Raw genomic sequence first — 18,333 nt, 5'->3', positions numbered from 1 at the left:
TATCTCATCGTATCCCCATTCAAATGCCGGGCGGGCCAGAGGTTTCGTCCCTCTGGCCCGCCTTGCTTGTGTTTCCTTGAGAGGAGAGGAGTCATTCCCTTATGAAAAAAGACAGTTTCTTGGGCAAGCTTGTCTATGGCTATGACAAGCTGGAGGAATATGTCCTCTGCGCCAGCCTGGTGGTGACCACCCTGATCATCTTTGTTCAGGTCATCATGCGTTCTGTGTTCAACAGCTCCCTCACCTGGAGCGAGGAGCTGACCCGCTACATCTTCATCTGGCAGATCTGGATGGGTGTGAGCATCGCCCAGAAGGACAAGGCCCACATCAAAGTGGAAATTTTGAAGTCCTTTGTAAAAAATCAGAAATTCCTCGCGGTGGTGGATGTGATCGCCACGATCCTGCTCATCGCGTTCAACATCTTCCTGGTCACCAGCGGCATCGACCTGGTGCAGCAGATGATCACCCGCGGCAATGTGTCCAGCGCCATGCGTATGCCCATGTGGATCGTCTATATCGTGCTGCCCCTGGCCTCCGGCATCTTCACCCTGCGGCTCATCGGCCAGGTAGTAGAGGACATCAAGGGCCTGTGCGGCCACGGTTCCGACGACAACAAGGAGGTGGCCTAAATGCAAAGCGCAGCTGTTCTGTTTCTCACCTTTTTCATTCTGCTGATCCTGATGGTGCCCATCGGCTATTCCATCGGCATCGCCACCCTGTTCACCATTCTGGTCTGCGGCGACGGGTCTATCCCCCTGCTGATGATCACCCAGAAGTCCATCACCGGCGTTGATTCCTTCCCTCTGATGGCCGTGCCCTTCTTCATGCTGGCCGGCAATCTGATGAGCGGCGGCGGCATCGCCAAGCGTATCTTGAACTTCTTCGACACGTTCATGGGCTTCATCGCCGGCGGTCTGAGCATGGTCACCACCGTCACCTGCATGTTCTTCGCTGCTATCTCCGGCTCCGCCATTGCCACCACCTCCGCCGTGGGTGCATTCATGATCCCCGCCATGAAGGACAAGGGCTATGACGAGGGCTTCAGCGCCTCCATCTGCGCTGCCGCCGGTACCATCGGCGTCATCATTCCCCCCAGCGTCCCCTTCGTCATCTACGGCGTGGCCACCGGCACCTCCATCACCGATCTGTTCAAGGCCGGCATCATCCCCGGCCTTGCCATGGGCGTGGCCCTGATGATCGTGTGCTACATCATGGCCAAGAAGTATGGCTTTAAGGGCGAGACCAAGAAGTTCAGCTTCAAGGCCGTGGTCAAGAGCTTTGTGGATGCCATTTGGGCCCTGCTGTCCCCCGTCATCATCCTGGGCGGCATCTACTCCGGCAAGTTCACCCCCACCGAGGCCGCTGTCATCAGCGTGGTCTATTCCTACATCGTGGGCCGCTTCGTGTATAAGGAGCTGGACAACAAGGGCGTTTACAAGGCCCTGCGGGACACCATCGTCATCAACGGCTCCACTACCTTCATGGTGGGCCTGTCCTCCGCCTTTGCCGCTTACCTCAGCCTGACCGGCATCCCCCGCACCCTGGCTGCCGCCCTCATCGGCGTCACCGACAACAAGATCATCCTGCTCATCCTCATCAACATCTTCCTGCTGGTCATCGGCTGCCTGGTGGACAACATCCCCGCCACCATCATCCTGGCCCCCATCCTGCTGCCTGTGGTCGAGGCCCTGGGCATGAGCCCCGTCACCTTCGGCATCATGCTGACCATGAACCTGGCCATCGGTTTCTGCACGCCTCCTTACGGCATCGACCTGTTCGTGGCCTCCGCCATCTCCGGCGTGTCCATCGGCAAGATGATGAAGTTCATGCTGTGGTTCATCTTCTCCCTGCTGGTGGTGCTGATGCTGGTCACCTATTGGCCCGCCTTCACCATGTTTGCCCTGGCGTAATTTTTGACGGTATTCTTACTTTTTTCCTAAATTCCAAAACCCCCGCCCGGAGCGCCCCTGTGATGGGGCCTGTGGGCGGGGGTGCTTTCCTTTGTTGGGGGGTGGGCGCTTTTCATGCGTTCTGCACCCCTTCCGCATTCAATTCCCGATGGGTTTTTGCGATGATGATGGCCGAAATGAGAAAGGTCAGAATATCCGACACCGGCATGGAATACAGCACGCCGTCCAAGCCGAAGAACACCGGCAGCAGCAGAGCAAAGCCCACGCCGAACACCACCTCACGGAACATCTGATCTACGATGTTGTAAAGCGCACCCACCAACAGCGAGATGATGCAGGGGATGGCGTACTGCCCCATGAGCTTGCCTATACGCTCCGTCCCCAAAAACTGATTTCCGGTATCCATAAAAATCACCTTTCTCTCAAAAAATAAGAAATGCGTAAGTCCGCCAAACCCGGACTTACGCATTTCTGCTACACGATTTGTCTATGAAGTTTTCCTTCATCTTGCCATTTCTCACCCGATTCCATCAAAAAGGCGTGTGGCGGTTCTGCAACTGGATTTACGCAGAAACGCCACACGCTGTATGCTTATTATAGCAGGGGTGGATGGAGATTTCAAATGTTTTTTGGACCAATTACGGATGCCTTTGCCGGTTTCCGTGTTGGGGATCAGATAAAAACCGGAACCCGCTTTTTGGGCGGGTGCCGGTTTGAAACGGTTGTTTTTTGCCGCAGCTTAGTACATGCCGCCCTTCAAAACCGCAACTTTTTGAAGCAAAACGCATATAACGGAAAATGTAGATTTTCGTAGAGTTATCAAGGCTTTGAACCGCTTTTTGCGGCTTCCTTGATTTTGACGAAATTCACACATTTCTACGCAAATCTACGCCACTTGACAGGGAATTGGCGTAAGTTGTGGCGTAAGCCAACCAACTTCGTACAATGAAAATTACAGGCTGCTGGCGATCTGTTCAAAGGCTCTCTCGACAGAATAAAAGCTGCTGTGGGTGTAAACATCCAGCGTCACGCTGACATTGGAGTGTCCCATGAGATATTGCAGACTTTTCACATCAATGCCCCCTTGCTACATATTCGTACAGAAGGTGTGGCGCAGAACATGGGGCGTTACCCTGGGAAAGGAATTTCCATAGATTCGGTTGATTTTCTTCTGGATGCCTCTCCTGTAGCTCTGCAAGTGCATCGCAACCTTTGGCATATTCTGTCAGCGTCATGCCATTGGCATCCGATTCCTCTTCATCCTCTGTTGTGCCGTTGTATTCCCATCCGCAGTGTTCACAAATCCAATAAAAATCCAGGGTTTTCATTCCACATACAGGGCAGTCAACGATGCGATGCATTCCAGAACGAACCTCCGGTGTATTGTGTAAATGAAAAGACTGGTTCATTCGTTCAGCTCCCAACTGATGCAATTCAGGCACCCACCTTGTTTGGCAATTTCATAAATCTGAACCGGTACAATTTCTTTGCTGAAAATCTGTTGGGCTGTTCTAACCGCTGTTTTGTCCATATCCAAGCCAAACACCGGCAGAAAAATGCAGTTTTCTGTTTCGAGAAAATTTAAGTAGCAGCCCACCGCACTGATGCCTTGACCATCTTGATAAGGAAAGTCCATGACATCAATGCCATGGTTGCGGAGAATGTGTTTGATGCGCTGCTCCAAACCGTTCGTGGACGGCACATCGTTGCCAATGGCGGTATATTCATCCGCAAACCGCACCATACCGTCGGCATGGCCGGTCATATCACTTCTTAGGGACGGGATGATAATAATTTCCGCCTCCAACCAATTTTCCAGTTCCCGCACCAACGCTGCGGGTGGGGATACCGGATTCTCTGCAAAAACACGGTCGCTCACGATCACCTTTTGGTGCGAGGGCGAATACACCATATTTCCACCATCCAGGTTAATGTCGGAGTATGTGACCGGCAGATGGAGTTGCGGTGCAATCTCTTGGCGGAAATCGGTTCGCAGTGAGGGAAAGCCGTTTAGGTAGGACGGCTCATAGCGGAAAGAAACCAATCGTCCGGAGCCTGTCCGCACCGGCATAAAATCCCGCAGCCAGATGTCCTTGGTATTGGAGAGAAAACGATAGAGAATATTGTGGGCTTCAAGCGCTGCGGTGAGGTTGGCGGCAGAATGGCGAAAGATATGGCTATCAAAAATGCTTGATGGCAGTAAAATCATTATATTTTCCCAAATTCTTTCTCCAGCAAATTCTTGCTCCCATTTGGATACAACTCTTTGCGGAGTTGGTTCAACTGGTTTGTAGTAATATTGGGATTTTCTTCCTTCGCTTTCTTAAGATATTGAATAACAATCCAGTCGCCACCGTAACCTGTTTCAAAATTAAACTGTGAAGATGTATGTTCCTTTAGCTCAATTAAAGAAGCAATCGGTCTCGCATTGAATTGATTCTGCTCCGCCTTACTAAAATCAGGCCTTTCCTTAATAGATAAAAGCCCTTTTCTTACGGTATTGAACACAATATCTTCCCTTGGATACTCTCTCTTTTTCAAGACTACTTGATTATCACCAATCTGAAATCCAATTTTTTTGAGAAATATTGCAACCCCATACTGTTTGGCGAAAGGTTCTACGACCTTGCCGCCTACTGAAATGCGCGAGTTTTTGATTAAGCATGAATACGCATAGGTCTCTTCAAGTGACAATACGATATCTACGCCACTATAACCGGGATGAACATATAATTGACCAAATCGATTCCGTTGGCAGGCACCATAAGGAGCTTTTTTGTTTGGACGGTGAATGAATTTGTCTTCAAATCTGCCGTCCACATATAGATACGCTTCGACACGGAGTGGTTCAATGACGATATCTTTCACTTGAATAACATATTGTGTCAAAATCATTGCATTAATATCTTGCAAAAGTTCATCTCGGATTTCTCCCTGGCGGTCTACCAGTTCGGCAATTTTGCGCTTCAATTTTCCGAAATATTCCACTTCATTTTCTCCAAAATCTTGATTTGATATGACGATCATATCAAAAAAGGTGAATAATAACAAGTGTAGCAGGTCCATCAACAGTATTGATTTCTTCTGTGCTCCTCCAGCCTGCGCAGGATACGCTGCTTGAGCTCATCCACTTTCTCATCTTCTGAAGGTTCTTCGGAGCTGTCATACCCCGAAGCTGCCTCGTCTCCCGGCGCGGATTTTTCTTTTGCGAAGGCACCGTGAATGCTTTGGATATCAGAATAAAGCAGCGTTTTCTTCTCAAGAAACGCCTCGGTGATTTTCTCAAAAAACGCTTGATTCGCTGAGAGAATGTTTTTGGCTTTGTTGTAGCACCGCTCCAGTTCCATCTGCACCGCTGCTTCGCTGCGGGCATTCAGACTCTCGGACATACCGGCAGAGGAACCGCTTTCAACATCCAGTAGCGAAAAACCAAGTGTTCCCTCTTTGGCAGTTGCCTCGCGAATGCGGTTGACTACGCGCTTAATGTCACTGGCGCATCCGTCGGCAATCTGTCCTGCATATCGCATCTCTACGGCGGCTTTGCCGCCCAGCCCGATGATCGCTTCATAGGAATCGGGAAGTACCTTGCAATTATGGACAAAGCCGCCGCAACGATTTTCCCTGGAGGGAAGCAGCGACGCAAACCCAACGCTGCCGGGGCACAGAATTTCGCTTACCACCAGATGTCCGGCCTCATGAAGAGCTACCTTTTCCAGAATTTCGTTAGCAACATGAGAGATCTCCTCCTGCGCGCCATATTGCTGCTTCAGCACGGTGCTCGTGATATCCTCCATGCCGATGCTCTCTTTGCGCGCAAAGGCTGCACGGACAGCTGCTTCATTCAGAATCGTTTCCAGCTCGGCGCAGGAATGATAGCTCATCATCATGGTCAGGTCTTTCATGTTAATGTCATCGGAAATACGTTTCTCTGTCAGGTAGTGGGCAATGATTGCTTCAGCGTCGGCAGCCGACGGCGCGTAAACTCCAATCTTTCGGTCAAACCGGCCGGAGCGGAGCAGGGAGTCCGGCAGCTTGCGAATCTCATTTGCCGTGGCGATGACAAAGACCTCGGTTTCTTTTACATCATCGATCCCTGCCTGTACTGCTACATATTCCGGTGCGTCACAGCGGGAATCATCTTCGTTGGCAAATTTATCCATATCATCAAGAAAGAGTATGGCCGGCGCCTCGGCCTTTGCTTTGGCAAATGCCTGTGTAATGCTGTTGACAAAGGCATCTCCGCCCTGATCCCGCCGCACCGTTATGGTGTTCAATCCGCTTTCTTCCGTAAAGCATTTTGCCAGAAGCGTTTTTCCCAAGCCCGGATCGCCATACAGCAGCAATCCATGAGGCAAGCGGGCACCCATTTCCTCATATATTGCGCGGTTGCGGATCATATCACAGACCTGCAGCAGTTCCCGTCTGATGGATTTGTATCCGATCACCTTGTCAAATGCGTTCATATGTGCAACTCCTTTTCTTTTTTGTCGTCAGTATAGCACCCTTATAATTAAGACCTTAGTTTTTGATATAATTTAAAAACCAGTGCATTCTTCAAGCTCCATCCTGCCTTTCTGCATTACCAGCCCAGTTCTGTCTTGCGCTGTTTGATACGAAGTTCTGCGAATTTTCGATACCACTCCGCAGCTTCACGATACCGCTCCGCTCGTTTATAAAACTGGGCCAGATGGTGCATACCGGCCAGCCAACCCTGCTGGGCAGATTTGCGGTGCCAGTACTCAGCCGCTTTATGATCTTCTTCAAGGCCGTTGCAGCCAAGAGCATAGCTGTGGCCTAAACAGTCCTGTGCTGCCGGATCGCCAGCTTCTGCGGCAAAGGCAATTTCATCTATGGCTGCATCTTCCTGTAAATCAAGCTGAGCATATGCGGCATCATCCATTTCTGCCGCAAAGTAGGGATCCTCACGATATAGGCGAAGCCGCTCCTGTTCCGTTTTCTCTACAAACTCTGAGTGATCAGCGATGTCGCTGGCAGCGCTGATTTCCGCGCGCAGATACCACATAATCGCCATTTGTTCGCTCCGTCTGATTCCTGTGCCGTTTTCGCAGCACACTCCCATCATGAACTGTGCTTCTGCATATCCGAATGCGGCCGAGATTTTGTACAGCTCATAGGCCTTCCGCTTCGCTTCCTTACCGTTCATGTGTGAATAAACCTGAGCCAGTTGATACAATGCTGTGGGTTCCCGTTTTTTGAGCGCCCGATTTCGCAGCTCCAAATATTGCACAAATCTCGAATCAAGAGTGATTTCCATACAGATTTCCTCCTATCAGGTGTTTTCGCACAGTATAGCACCTTTTTTCTTTTGACCTTATTTTTTGATTTATAAATAAACTGTCGGCACAATTTGGAAACAGATATCATCTGATAGTCTTAACGGAACTGAATTCTCAGTGAGAAAAGCTGTGTACTAAAGTGCCGGATATGTCAAACGGCTCAAAGCATTGTGACACCACAATACTCTGAGCCGTTTGACAAAGAAAGAAGAACTATATGAATCAATCGAGCCCAATCAGAATACTCCACTCTTTACTGCCATCTCAATCGGGCCTATGGACTATCGGGCGATTCCAATAGCGTTTAAAGGTAAATAAAAAGGAACCTCCCCGATGCAAAGCATCGGGGAGGTTTTTGCCTATTAAGCGCTGAATTGGTGTAAATTTGGTGTAAATCAGCCACACCACTTACAGAAAATCCAGCAATTTCAAGGGTTAGCAGCTATCTCTTAGTACATGCCGCCCATGTCGGGGGCAGCGGGGGCCACGGGAGCGGGAGGCTGGGGCTTGTCGGCCACCAGGGACTCGGTGGTCAGCAGGGTGCTGGCGATGGAGGCGGCGTTCTCCAGAGCGGAGCGGGTCACCTTGGTGGGGTCCACGATGCCGGAGGGGATCATCTCGCAATACACCTCGTTATAGGCATCGAAACCATAGCCCATCTTGCCGGACTCACGGATCTTCTCCAGAACCACGGAGCCGTCGATGCCGGCGTTGGTGGCGATCTGCTTCATGGGGGCGGTCAGGGCCCGGGCGATGATCTGCACGCCGGTCTTCTCGTCGCCCTCGGTCTCAGCGTAGAGCTTCTCCACGGCGGGGATGGCGTTGAGATAGGCGGTGCCGCCGCCGGCCACGATGCCCTCTTCCACAGCGGCGCGGGTGGCATTCAGGGCGTCCTCGATGCGCAGCTTCTTCTCCTTCATCTCCACCTCGGTGGCAGCGCCGACCTTGATGACGGCCACGCCGCCGGCCAGCTTGGCCAGGCGCTCCATCAGCTTCTCCCGGTCATAGTCAGAGGTGGTGGTCTCGATCTGGCTCTTGATCTGGGCCACACGGGCCTTGATGGCCTCGGAATCGCCGGCGCCGTTGACGATGGTGGTGTTCTCCTTGGTCACGTTGATCTGGCGGGCCTGACCCAGCATGTTCAGCTGAGCCTCCTTCAGGTCCAGACCCACGTCGGCGGAGATGACGGTGCCGCCGGTGAGCACGGCGATATCCTGCAGCATCTCCTTGCGGCGGTCACCAAAGCCGGGGGCCTTGACGCACACCACGTTCAGGGTGCCGCGCAGACGGTTGACGATCAGGGTGGACAGGGCGTCGCCCTCCACGTCCTCGGCGATGACCAGCAGCTTCTTGCCAGTCTTGACCACCTGCTCCAGCAGGGGCAGCATCTCCTGGATGTTGGAGATCTTCTTGTCGGTGATGAGGATGAGGGCGTCGTCCAGATTGGCCTCCATCTTCTCGGTGTCGGTGACCATATAGGGGGTGATGTAGCCCCGGTCGAACTGCATACCCTCGACCACCTCGGAATAGGTCTCGGCGGTCTTGGACTCCTCGATGGTGATGACACCGTCGTGGCCCACCTTCTCCATGGCCTCGGCGATCAGCTGGCCGATGCCCTCGTCGCCGGAGGAGACCGCGCCCACGCGGGCGATGTCAGCGCTGCCGTTGACCTTCTGACTGTTGGCCTTCACGGCCTCGATGGCGGCGGTGGTGGCCTTGGCGATGCCCTTCTTCATGACCATGGGGTTGGCACCGGCGGCCAGGTTCTTCAGACCCTCACGGACGATGGCCTGAGCCAGCAGGGTGGCGGTGGTGGTGCCGTCGCCGGCCACATCGTTGGTCTTGGTGGAGACCTCCTTCACCAGCTGAGCGCCCATGTTCTCAAAGGGGTCCTCCAGCTCGATCTCCTTGGCGATGGTCACACCGTCGTTGGTGATGAGGGGAGCGCCGAACTTCTTCTCCAGCACCACGTTGCGGCCCTTGGGACCCATGGTGATCTTCACGGTGTCGGCCAGCTGATTGACGCCCTTCTCCAGGGCCTTGCGGGCCTCTTCGCCGTAGCAAATGATTTTAGCCATAAAGCATAACCTCCAATAAATGAGATGAGAATATCAAGGCGCTTCATGCGCCTGAAATTTTGTTGTGGGGGAACTTACTCCACGATGGCCAGAATGTCGTTCTGGCGGACGATAGTGACTTCCTCGCCGTCCAGCTTGACCTGGGTGCCGGCATACTTGCTGGTGATGACCTTGTCGCCCACCTTCACAGTCATAACGACCTCCTTGCCGTCCACCATGCCGCCGGGACCGACAGCCAGGACTTCGGCCACTTCGGGCTTCTCCTTGGCGGCGCCGGCCAGGATGATGCCGCCCTTGGTGGTCTCCTCCGCCTCTACCAGCTTGACGATCACACGGTCAGCCAAAGGTTTGAGTTTCATAATGGGTCTCCTCCTTATATGATAGATATTGGTATCAACAAAATCAAAACAGGACCGCCCGACGGGCGTCTCCTGAGGGTTTAGCACTCTTTTTAATTGAGTGCCAACCACAACTATGATAATAACCGTTTCAAGCAAAAAAATCAACCCCTAATTTGAAAAAATCGGGGTTGATTTTTCTTGAATTTACGTTCTGTTCACAAATGAGCGGCGTGAGTGCTAAACTTATCGTTTTTTCTGTTGGCCCAGATACATGAACAGGTCGCACTTGAGCATGCCGTTGTACAGCTTGCGCTTTTTGTCCGCCGGGCGGCCGAAGGTCCGCTCGAACTCGGTGTGGGAGGACAGCAAAAACAGCTGCCACCGGTCGGGGAACTTGGCCCAGGCCTTGCCGAAGGCCCGGTAGAGCTCCTCGGCCTCCCGCCGCTCCATAATGCGCTCGCCATAGGGGGGATTGGTGACCACCCGGCCATAGAGTCCGCCCCAGTGGAAGGTACAGGCGTTGGCCTGTTCAAAGCGGACCAGGTCATCCGCCTCGGCCAGCTGGGCGTTGTGCCGGGCCAGCTCCACCGCCTGAGGGTCCAGGTCGCCGCCCCAGATCTCATAGTCGCCGTCAAATTCCTTGTCCATGGCCTCGTCTGCGGCCTGAAGCCACAGCTTTTTGTCCACACAGGTCCACTTCTGGGCGGAGAAGGTGCGGTTTAAGCCGGGGGCCCGGTTTTTGGCGATCAAAGCGGCCTCGATGGGGATGGTGCCCGAGCCGCAGAAGGGGTCGCACAGGGGGTCGCGGCCCCGGTAGCGGGATAGAAGCACCATGGCGGCGGCCAGGGTCTCCCGCAGGGGGGCGTCCACCCCCTGGGCCCGATAGCCCCGCTTATAGAGCCCCGGCCCGCTGGTGTCCAGCATCAGGGTGGCGGTGTCCTTCATGATGGAGAACTGGATCTGGTACAGAGCCCCCGTCTCCGGCAGGGTGTTCAGGCCGTATTTGGCCCCCAGCCGGGCGGCCACCGCCTTTTTCACAATGGCCTGACAGGCGGGGACGGAGTGGAGGGCGGAATTCAGACAGTGCCCCTTCACGGGGAACTGGCCGCCCTTGGGGATGAACCGCTCCCAGGGCAGGGCACGGGTCCCCTGGAACAGGGCCTCGAAGTCCCCGGCGGGGAAGGTGCCCAGCACGATCAGCACCCGCTCGCCGGTGCGCAGATTTAAATTCAGCCGGGGCAGGTCGGCCCAGGTGCCGCCGCACAGCACCCGGCCATTTTCTGCCTGTACCTGGGGCAGCCCCAGACGGCGCATTTCATCGGCGCACAGGCCCTCCAGGCCGAACAGGGTGGGCACGGCGAAGGTCAAATTTTCCATAAGATAATACCTCGTTCTTTCGTGTGGTCAGTCCAGGGACATGGGGGGATAATAGGACACGGAATTTACCGGGTCCAGCCCCACCTGACGGGCCCGCAGGGCGTATTCGTCCACATCTCCGGTGGTGAACACGTCCAGCCGCCCGGGCAGACCTGCGTTCCGCAGGAGATCGGACCGGGTGAGATAGGCGCGCAGCTCCTGGGCCATCTGCTGGGCCGGGTCGATGAGGGGCAGGCCGGGATAGAGCTTTTCTATGGTGTCGGACACCAGGGGATAGTGGGTGCAGCCCAGCACACAGCACTGGATGTGATCGTCATAGACCATGTGGTCCAGCTCCTGGTGCAGGTCGGCCTCCACCGCCGCCATGCCGCCGGGGTCGCCCAGATTATGTTCCACCAGCCGGGCCAGGTCGGGGCAGCCGCAGCTGAGCACCACCAGCTTTTTGGGGCTTTGGGCCAGAATACGCTGGGGATAGCACCGGGAATTGTGGGTGAACACGGTGGAGATGACCCCGACCTTTTCCACGTCCAGCCGGGATACGGCGTTTGCCCCCGCCTGCACGGCGTTAAAGGTGGGGCAGGACACCGCGTCGGCGCACCGGTCGATGACGCAGGAGATGGTGTTGCAGGCCACCAACAGGGCCTTTACCTGTTTTTGCTCCAGAAAAGAGAACATATACCGGGCCATGGCCACGATCTTGTCCTCGGGATGATTGCCATAGGGGATATGGGCACCGTCGCCAAAATAGATCAGCTGCTCGGCGGGCAGCAGCTGCTGCACCGCCCGGGCCACGCTGAAGCCGCCGATGCCCGAATCCAGAACGCCGACGGGGCTGTTTGCGTCAAACACAGGGTTCACGATCCTTTCTCATCACGTTTCACTCGCTCAGGCGCGTGACTGCGCCGGAGACCAGGTCCAGCTGATAGACCACCGTGTCGGTGCTTACCTGCCACACGGGGGTGAGCAGGGTGACACCGGTGAGGGCGGAGCGGGCGGCATAGCCGGGCTGGATGCCCACGATGCTGCTGCACACATCTCCCAGCTCGTTGATGCCCTGAAGCAGCTGGATGAGGGCGGAGGCGGGGGGGAGGGCCTGGCGGGTGCCGTCCTCGGTGGGGGTGCCGCCCAGCCGCTGGCCGGAGGTGATGGCGGTGAAAAAACCGTCCTGCATCGCCAGGGTCACCTGATTGAAAAATAGAGGTGCGCCCTGCCAGGTCTGGCGGAAGGTGAGGGAGTCATCTGTGTGCTTGATCAGCTCCCCGGTGAAGTCCAGCCGTTCCAGCAGGACGGCCGCGCTGGCGGCGGGGTCATTGTCGGTGGGGAAAGCCCCCTGGGCAAAGCGGGCGGAAAAGGACCCGTCGTTATGAAACTGGATGGAGCCGTTCTGACCGGAGTAGCGGTACACCGCCCCGCCGGAGACCTGGCGTTCCACGTCGCTGCCCAGCAGCCGGGCGGCCAGAGTGGCCTCCTGTTCCAGATCCCGCACCACCGTCAGGGGGGGCATGGTATCCCGATCCCGGGGGAGAATGTCCGGGTCCACGGTGATGCTGCGGCTGGCCAGAAAGGCCACCACATCCTTGCGGGCCTGGTTTTGAAAGTGATACTGCTGCCACTCCCGTTGGGCCACGAAGAAAAACAGGCACAGGTTGGTCATGACCAGAATGACCAGAATGATATTTTTCAGTTTTGGCCACTCCATGGTCAGCCCTCCTCCTGGGAAGATGTCCCCGCGGCGGCCCAGTCGGCGGACGTGGTATCTCCGCCTGCGTCCCGATAGACCAGCAGCAGCTCATGGCCCGGATGCTCGACGGCCAGGGCGGCGGCGGCCTGACGGGTGGGCAGCAGGGCGGCGGTGCCCGCCTGTTTGGCATAGCTGCGGAAACTCAGCTCAAATTTGACGATCTGGCCTTGGCTGACCCAGAACCGGGCCGCGTGGCCGGAGGACAGCTGCACCGGCGCGCCGCTGAGACTGTAGTCAAAGCAGACCTCCAGGCCGTCCTCCTGCTGGGTGACCCCGGACAGATACAGACGGGCCTGGCTACAGTGAGATCCCACGGTGGCGGCGGCCAGACGGCGGCAGGCATCCACCGCATCGGCCAGGGTGATCTGGTCCCCGCGGACGGGGACGGGAAAACGGCCGGAGCGGGCCTCGCCGGCCTCATAGGTGGCAAAGCCAGACTGAGACAGGCGCAGAGAGTCGCTCTCGCTGCGGGCCACCTGCTCGCTGCCGGCGGAATAGAAGCTGCTGGCATCGGCGGAGATGTTCAGATAGCCCATCAGGGTCTCCAAGGAATCCCGTCCGTCCCCCATGGGGTCTGATACAGCGTAGACGGGCATGGACGCAGTCTGGGGAAGAAGCAGGGTGTCCGGGTCCAGGCGGTCGTAGTCCGGGTTTTCAAAGGCGAATTGGGAGCCATTTGGGGTGAGCGTGCTGAGGGCATCGGTGAGGGCCCCGGCATCAACGCCCTGGGCGCTGGCGTGGAAATAGGCCCCGGAGGTCTCGTCCCGCCAGCACAGGGCCAGACCGTCCCCCTGGACATACAGGGCCAGCCGCCGGGCCTGGGCGGTGAGTCCGGCATCCTCCCCGGCCAGCCAGTGGACCAGCACGGGCAGGGGCATGGGGCTTTGAAAGTCCAGCACCACCCCGGGGGCGGCGGACAGGGCCTGCTCCCACTGCTGGCGGGAGACCTGCTCCGGCGTGCCTGCGGCGGACAGGGCCTCGGCCAGGGGGGCGGCCAGCTGCTGGAACAGGGCCTGACAGGCGGCGGGATCATACTGCAGCCCCAGCCGGGCGGGAGCTCCTCCGGTGCCGGGGAGGCTTACCGCAATGCGCAGGGGACAGGCGGCGTCGGCCTGGATGCCGGAGACAGGCTCCACCGTGCCGGTCTGGCGGGTGTCCTGGCCCCCGAACAGCCGGGGGGCAGAGGCGAACAGCTGCCCCCGCATGGCCAGCAGAACCGCGGTGCAGCACAGCAGCAGGATGAGGAGGTCTTTGCCCAGCTCAATGGCCAGGCGCTTTTTTGCAGTGTTATTCATGGTCCGGTCCCTCAATTTTCAGTTCCAGGCACACGGCAAGGCCAGGGCCTTCTTTATCCAGAATGCGCAGGGAGCCCTGGTGCAGGGCCACGATCTCCTTGGCGATGGACAGTCCCAGACCGGTGCCCCCGGACTGACGGGAGCGGGCCTTGTCCACCCGGTAGAACCGCTCGAAGATGCGGGGGCGGTCGGCAGCGGGGATGCCGATGCCGTCGTCATCCACCACCATCCACACCAGGTCCCCCCGCCGTCCGGCAGAGATGGTGATGTGGCCCCCGTCGGGGGTATATTTGATGGCGTTGGACACCACGTTCATCATCACCTGGACGATGCGCTCCCGGTCGGCCACAATGGCGGGCAGATCGGGCTCCAGCTCCAGCTTCAGCTGGTGGTCGTGGCGGCGGGCCTCCATATACACCGCATGGTAAAGGCTCTGCACCGCCTCGGCAAAGGAGAAGCGGGTGAGCTTCAGCTCGTCCTTGCCCGAGTCGAACCGGGACAGGGTGAGCAGGTCCTGGACAATGTGGGTCATGCGGTCGGTCTCGTTGAGGATGACGCCCAGGAACTTCTTTTCCATATCCGGGGGCAGATCGCCCACGCTGTCGGAGATGGTCTCGGCATAGGAGCGGATGTTGGTCAGGGGGGTGCGCAGCTCGTGGGAGACATTGGCCACGAACTCCCGCTGCAGCTCCTGGCTTTTGCGCTGCTCGGTGACGTCGTGGATGACCACCAGCACGCCGCCCCCCTCCCGGCCCCGGTCAAAGGGGGCCATGAGCAGCTGGAGATAGCTGTCCCGCACCTGGCGCTCCGCCTCCAGATGGTCGGGGGCGGCCAGCACCTGCTCCAGCGGGGCGGCTTCACCGAAGAGCTGACCGTAGGAGGAGGTCTCGTCGATGCTCTGGTGGAGCATCCGGGCGGCGGCGGGGTTGGAGTGGATGACCTGCCCCTGGCGGGAGAAGGCCACCACGCCGTCGGTCATGTGGAGAAACAGGGTGTCCAGCTTGTTGCGCTCGTTCTCCACCTGGCGCAGGGTGTCCTGCAGCTGTCCGGCCATGTCGTTGAAGGTGTCGGTGAGCACGCCGATCTCGTCCTGGGAGGCCACCTCGATTTTATGGGAGAAGTCCCCCCGGGCCACCCGCATAGAGCCCTCTGTCAGGCGGCGGATGGGGGTGACCATGGTGCTGGACAGGGGGAAGGTGAGCAGCACGGTGATGACCAGGCCGAACACCAGGGCCTCCATAATGAGGAGGAACATCTGGTCGGTCAGGTCGTTGGCGGTGGCCTTGTTGTCCAGAATATAGATGATATAGCCGTCATCCCCCCGGTGGATGGGGATGGCCACGTCCATATAGTCCACGGCCAGATTGCTCTCGTCGCCGGACTCCCCCGTCTCCAGTCCGGTGGTCAGGGCAAAGGTCAGGTTGCTGGTATAGCGCAGGGGATCGGTGTCTCCGGCGGGACGGACCCGGCACTGGCCGTTGCTGTCCAGGATATACAGCTTGCGGTTGCGGCCGTCCACGCCCAGCTCACCGGCGTAGGCCTTTAAGATCTCGCCCAGCTTGGCGGCCCCGTCCTCCTCGCCGTCGACCTTGGTGGTCAGGTCACGGCACAGCTCCTCGTCCAGAAAGACCTGGGCGATCTGAGAGTAGAAGTCCTCCAGATAAAAGGCGCTGACGGAGTTGATGAGAAAGGCACCCACCACCGTCATCAGACAGACGATCAGCAGCACCATGATCATCACCAGCTTCATGTGGACGCTGCCCATGGCGCCTGACCCCTTTTTCACGGGATGCTCCACGGCGGCCCTGGCCGTGGTCCCGGCGCTCTGGCCGCTCATCCGGCAAAAAAGTAGCCCATGCCCCGCTTGGTCACAATGAACCGGGGGGAGGCGGGGTCGTCTTCAATTTTTTCCCGCAGACGGCGGACGGCCACGTCCACGGCCCGCACGTCGCCCACATAGCCCTCGTAATTCCAAACGTGCTCCATCAGGGCCTCCCGGGAGAACACCTTTCCGGGCTGGGCGGCCAAAAAGCAGATGAGGTCATACTCCCGCTGGGTCAGGTCCAGGGGCTGGCCGTCCTTGCTCACGGTGGCCCGGGAGCGGTCGATGGACACCCGGCCCAGACGCAGGGTGTCCCCGTCGGGCTTTGCCGCAGGGGCGGCCTCCTGATTGGCGTTGGCGGCCATGGACACCCGGCGGATGTTGGCCTTCACCCGGGCCAGCAGCTCCCGCACAGAGAAGGGCTTGGTGATATAGTCGTCCGCCCCCAGCTCCAGCCCCAGGACCTTGTCGGCCTCCTCCTCCCGGGCGGTGAGCATGAGAATGGGGGTGGAGGAGCCGCTCTCCCGCACCCGGCGGCACACCTCAAAGCCGTCCATCCCGGGCAGCATCAGGTCCAGCAGGATGAGGTCGGGGTTCTGCTCCAGGGCCAGCTGAAGGCCGGTGGGGCCGTCCAGAGCCTCCAGGGTCTGATAGCCCTCCCGGCTGAGGTTGAAGGACAGGATGTCCACGATGTTCTGTTCGTCCTCCACGATGAGAATGGTCTTTGCCACAGACTTCCTCCTTTGTCAAGCGGGCCGGGTCACAGACCCAGCAGATATTTCGTCTTTAAAACCGTGGCCACCGTCTTGGCATCGGTGACGGTGCCGTCCATCACCTGGGCGAACAGTTCGTCAAAGGGCATGGTGAGCACGTCCAGAAACTCGTCCTCGTCCGGGTGCCGGGGGGTGGGGGTCAGCTGGCGGGCCAGGTACATGTGCAGCACCTCGCTGGAAAAGCCGGGGGAGGCCAGAATACAGCCCAGATAGGTCCAGTGGGCGGCCTCCAGTCCGGCCTCCTCGCTCAGTTCCCGCTTGGCCCCCACCAGGGGGTCCTCCTCCGTCCCGTGGTCCAGCTTGCCCGCAGGCAGCTCCAGCAGCAGCTTTCCGAAGGGATAGCGGAACTGGCGCACCAAAGACACGTTGTTCTGTTCATCCAGGGCCAGAATGGCCACCCCGCCGGGATGATAGACCACCTCCCGGGTGGCGATGCTCCCGTCGGGCAGCCGGGCCTGGTCCACATCCAGACGGACGATCTTGCCGTTGAAGATCGTCTTGCCGGAGACTTTATGTTCTGCAAGGTCCATGTTGAGGTCCTCCTTTATTGCAGATAATATATCATGTTACAGTATATCACAAGGAACACGTCGGGTAAAGCGCTTGTGTCTGCGAATGGGCGAAAGACAGGACCGGGAGATGATCGGGAACAAAACCTCCCCGCCGAACGTCTAACGGGATAGATAAGATCGAAGGAGGAATTCCCATGAAACAAGGCAGTTCATGGTTCCTTGCCGCTGCGCTGCTCTGCACCCTGCTTGCGGGCTGTTCAGAGAAAATGCCCCACTTGTCCGCAACGGAGGGTGGCGTGGACGCTATATCCCCAGAAGAGGATACGGTCATGCGCTGCCGGGTGGTTGCGGTGGATGGCGAGAATCAGCTGCTGCTTGCAGACGTGGACGGCGACCACCCCGATATCTATACGCTGGATGCCAGCTCTGTTCCCCTGTACCGCAAGGAGACGGAGGGGGGCACGCTGTTGGCCGACGGCCAGCTCTCCGCCGGGGCGATGATCCGGGTCGCCTTCTCCGGCGGCATAATGGAGACCTATCCCGCACAGTTCGGCGAGGTCACCGGCATCACCTTCCTGCCAGATGAATTTGACGACCGATGCGGACTCTATCTCCGTGTCCTGGGGGACCTATGGGAAAAGGACGAGGGACTGAACCATACAGCGGAGTATATCAGCGTGGACCTGACGGCGACCTCCCTCACACCTGCCGAGCGCAGCGCAGTGGCGTGGAGCTTTGCCCGGTCTCACCAGGCCCAGCCCATGGAGTTGAGCTATGAGCAGCTGTGTCAGGAGGGGTACATCAGCGGCCTTGATGAGGAGGACGCTTTCCCCGCTTGGGAGGACGGCATCCTTTTCACCATCGCCGAGAACGATGACCCGGAGGGGGAGGCTGAGCCGCCCCTGGGGCAGAACAAAGGGAAGGATACCGTCAGCTTCCATGCCGACAAGTGGCGCAGTGCGCTGGGTGCCTATGGCCTTTCCCAGTGCGTTGCCGTTCAGAACGACGATGGTCTGTGGGGGGAGTACACCGTCAACGGTGGTGCGTGGATCAGCTGAAAAGCTACAGGGTCTGGGGATGCTTCTGCCGGAATAGGGGCAGCCGAGCACCGTCGTGCTTGCGCATGGGTGAAAAGACCGCTATAATGGGGAAAACGATATTGCGAGAGAGGAAAGGAACCTGATACT

At 57.8% G+C, this 18,333-nt stretch carries 17 protein-coding genes and 1 pseudogene; 3 read left to right on the top strand and 15 right to left on the bottom strand.

What is annotated here, in order from left to right:
• Positions 1-101: 101 nt before the first annotated feature.
• Positions 102-629, top strand: coding sequence for a TRAP transporter small permease (locus H8S55_RS01555; protein ID WP_186877516.1), 528 nt, complete (start codon positions 102-104; stop codon positions 627-629).
• The gene (locus H8S55_RS01550; protein WP_147560712.1) at positions 630-1,910 is read left to right on the top strand and encodes a TRAP transporter large permease; all 1,281 of its coding nucleotides are present in this window, start codon (positions 630-632) and stop codon (positions 1,908-1,910) included.
• Positions 1,911-2,022: 112 nt separating this feature from the next.
• Here H8S55_RS01550 and H8S55_RS01545 read toward each other — a convergent pair.
• The 15 genes and pseudogenes from H8S55_RS01545 to H8S55_RS01470 all read right to left on the bottom strand — a co-directional run.
• Positions 2,023-2,199: pseudogene (locus H8S55_RS01545) on the bottom strand (MATE family efflux transporter); the annotation flags it as partial.
• A 784-nt stretch (positions 2,200-2,983) separates the two neighbouring features.
• A complete protein-coding gene (locus tag H8S55_RS13995; protein ID WP_243200416.1) occupies positions 2,984-3,319 on the bottom strand; it encodes a CPCC family cysteine-rich protein in 336 nt (111 codons plus the stop codon).
• Positions 3,316-4,119, bottom strand: a complete 804-nt coding sequence (locus H8S55_RS01530; protein ID WP_186877515.1) for an agmatine deiminase family protein — start codon at positions 4,117-4,119, stop codon at positions 3,316-3,318. The genes H8S55_RS13995 and H8S55_RS01530 overlap by 4 nt, the downstream gene beginning before the upstream one ends.
• Positions 4,119-4,979 carry a hypothetical protein gene (locus H8S55_RS01525; RefSeq protein ID WP_207721663.1) on the bottom strand — a complete coding sequence of 287 codons (861 nt, stop codon included), beginning with the start codon at positions 4,977-4,979 and terminating at the stop codon, positions 4,119-4,121. The genes H8S55_RS01530 and H8S55_RS01525 overlap by 1 nt, the downstream gene beginning before the upstream one ends.
• A complete protein-coding gene (locus H8S55_RS01520; protein WP_186877513.1) occupies positions 4,976-6,373 on the bottom strand; it encodes an AAA family ATPase in 1,398 nt (465 codons plus the stop codon). The genes H8S55_RS01525 and H8S55_RS01520 overlap by 4 nt, the downstream gene beginning before the upstream one ends.
• A gap of 116 nt (positions 6,374-6,489) precedes the next feature.
• Positions 6,490-7,185, bottom strand: a complete 696-nt coding sequence (locus H8S55_RS01515; protein ID WP_186877512.1) for a tetratricopeptide repeat protein — start codon at positions 7,183-7,185, stop codon at positions 6,490-6,492.
• A gap of 471 nt (positions 7,186-7,656) precedes the next feature.
• Positions 7,657-9,285: a chaperonin GroEL gene (gene groL / locus H8S55_RS01510; protein WP_186877511.1), complete on the bottom strand. Its 1,629-nt coding sequence runs from the start codon at positions 9,283-9,285 to the stop codon at positions 7,657-7,659.
• 74 nt (positions 9,286-9,359) lie between these two features.
• On the bottom strand, positions 9,360-9,644 hold the full coding sequence (locus tag H8S55_RS01505; RefSeq protein ID WP_147560696.1) for a co-chaperone GroES: 285 nt from the start codon (positions 9,642-9,644) through the stop codon (positions 9,360-9,362).
• Between the two features lie 225 nt (positions 9,645-9,869).
• Positions 9,870-11,003, bottom strand: coding sequence for a THUMP domain-containing class I SAM-dependent RNA methyltransferase (locus tag H8S55_RS01500; protein WP_186877510.1), 1,134 nt, complete (start codon positions 11,001-11,003; stop codon positions 9,870-9,872).
• Positions 11,004-11,030: 27 nt separating this feature from the next.
• Entirely contained in the window at positions 11,031-11,861 is an 831-nt protein-coding gene (locus H8S55_RS01495) for a glutamate racemase (protein WP_186877509.1), read from the bottom strand.
• A 19-nt stretch (positions 11,862-11,880) separates the two neighbouring features.
• Positions 11,881-12,702, bottom strand: coding sequence for a two-component system regulatory protein YycI (locus H8S55_RS01490; protein WP_186877508.1), 822 nt, complete (start codon positions 12,700-12,702; stop codon positions 11,881-11,883).
• A 2-nt stretch (positions 12,703-12,704) separates the two neighbouring features.
• Complete coding sequence (locus H8S55_RS01485; protein WP_186877507.1) at positions 12,705-14,039, bottom strand: hypothetical protein; 1,335 nt, start codon at positions 14,037-14,039, stop codon at positions 12,705-12,707.
• Positions 14,032-15,825: an ATP-binding protein gene (locus tag H8S55_RS01480; protein WP_366467131.1), complete on the bottom strand. Its 1,794-nt coding sequence runs from the start codon at positions 15,823-15,825 to the stop codon at positions 14,032-14,034. The genes H8S55_RS01485 and H8S55_RS01480 overlap by 8 nt, the downstream gene beginning before the upstream one ends.
• Before the next feature lie 47 nt (positions 15,826-15,872).
• The gene (locus tag H8S55_RS01475; protein WP_186877506.1) at positions 15,873-16,592 is read right to left on the bottom strand and encodes a response regulator; all 720 of its coding nucleotides are present in this window, start codon (positions 16,590-16,592) and stop codon (positions 15,873-15,875) included.
• Positions 16,593-16,621: 29 nt separating this feature from the next.
• Entirely contained in the window at positions 16,622-17,164 is a 543-nt protein-coding gene (locus tag H8S55_RS01470; RefSeq protein WP_147560684.1) for an NUDIX domain-containing protein, read from the bottom strand.
• 176 nt (positions 17,165-17,340) lie between these two features.
• Here H8S55_RS01470 and H8S55_RS01465 point away from each other — a divergent pair, with 176 nt between their 5' ends.
• Complete coding sequence (locus tag H8S55_RS01465; protein WP_186877505.1) at positions 17,341-18,204, top strand: hypothetical protein; 864 nt, start codon at positions 17,341-17,343, stop codon at positions 18,202-18,204.
• Positions 18,205-18,333: the final 129 nt, after the last annotated feature.

Origin of the sequence: Flintibacter faecis, assembly GCF_014287875.1 — a bacterium.
Taxonomy (GTDB): domain Bacteria; phylum Bacillota; class Clostridia; order Oscillospirales; family Oscillospiraceae; genus Lawsonibacter; species Lawsonibacter faecis_A.
Note: the sequence above shows the minus strand (reverse complement) of the source record. Positions and strands in the feature narration are given on the sequence as shown.

Coding starts and splice junctions, on each gene's coding strand:
- H8S55_RS01500 (WP_186877510.1), bottom strand. CDS start 11,003: ATGGAAAATTTGACCTTCGCCGTGCCCACCCTGTTCGGCCTGGAGGGC.
- H8S55_RS01515 (WP_186877512.1), bottom strand. CDS start 7,185: ATGGAAATCACTCTTGATTCGAGATTTGTGCAATATTTGGAGCTGCGA.
- H8S55_RS01485 (WP_186877507.1), bottom strand. CDS start 14,039: ATGAATAACACTGCAAAAAAGCGCCTGGCCATTGAGCTGGGCAAAGAC.
- H8S55_RS01550 (WP_147560712.1), top strand. CDS start 630: ATGCAAAGCGCAGCTGTTCTGTTTCTCACCTTTTTCATTCTGCTGATC.
- H8S55_RS01465 (WP_186877505.1), top strand. CDS start 17,341: ATGAAACAAGGCAGTTCATGGTTCCTTGCCGCTGCGCTGCTCTGCACC.
- H8S55_RS01505 (WP_147560696.1), bottom strand. CDS start 9,644: ATGAAACTCAAACCTTTGGCTGACCGTGTGATCGTCAAGCTGGTAGAG.
- groL (WP_186877511.1), bottom strand. CDS start 9,285: ATGGCTAAAATCATTTGCTACGGCGAAGAGGCCCGCAAGGCCCTGGAG.
- H8S55_RS01520 (WP_186877513.1), bottom strand. CDS start 6,373: ATGAACGCATTTGACAAGGTGATCGGATACAAATCCATCAGACGGGAA.
- H8S55_RS01530 (WP_186877515.1), bottom strand. CDS start 4,119: ATGATTTTACTGCCATCAAGCATTTTTGATAGCCATATCTTTCGCCAT.
- H8S55_RS01555 (WP_186877516.1), top strand. CDS start 102: ATGAAAAAAGACAGTTTCTTGGGCAAGCTTGTCTATGGCTATGACAAG.
- H8S55_RS01490 (WP_186877508.1), bottom strand. CDS start 12,702: ATGGAGTGGCCAAAACTGAAAAATATCATTCTGGTCATTCTGGTCATG.
- H8S55_RS01470 (WP_147560684.1), bottom strand. CDS start 17,164: ATGGACCTTGCAGAACATAAAGTCTCCGGCAAGACGATCTTCAACGGC.
- H8S55_RS13995 (WP_243200416.1), bottom strand. CDS start 3,319: ATGAACCAGTCTTTTCATTTACACAATACACCGGAGGTTCGTTCTGGA.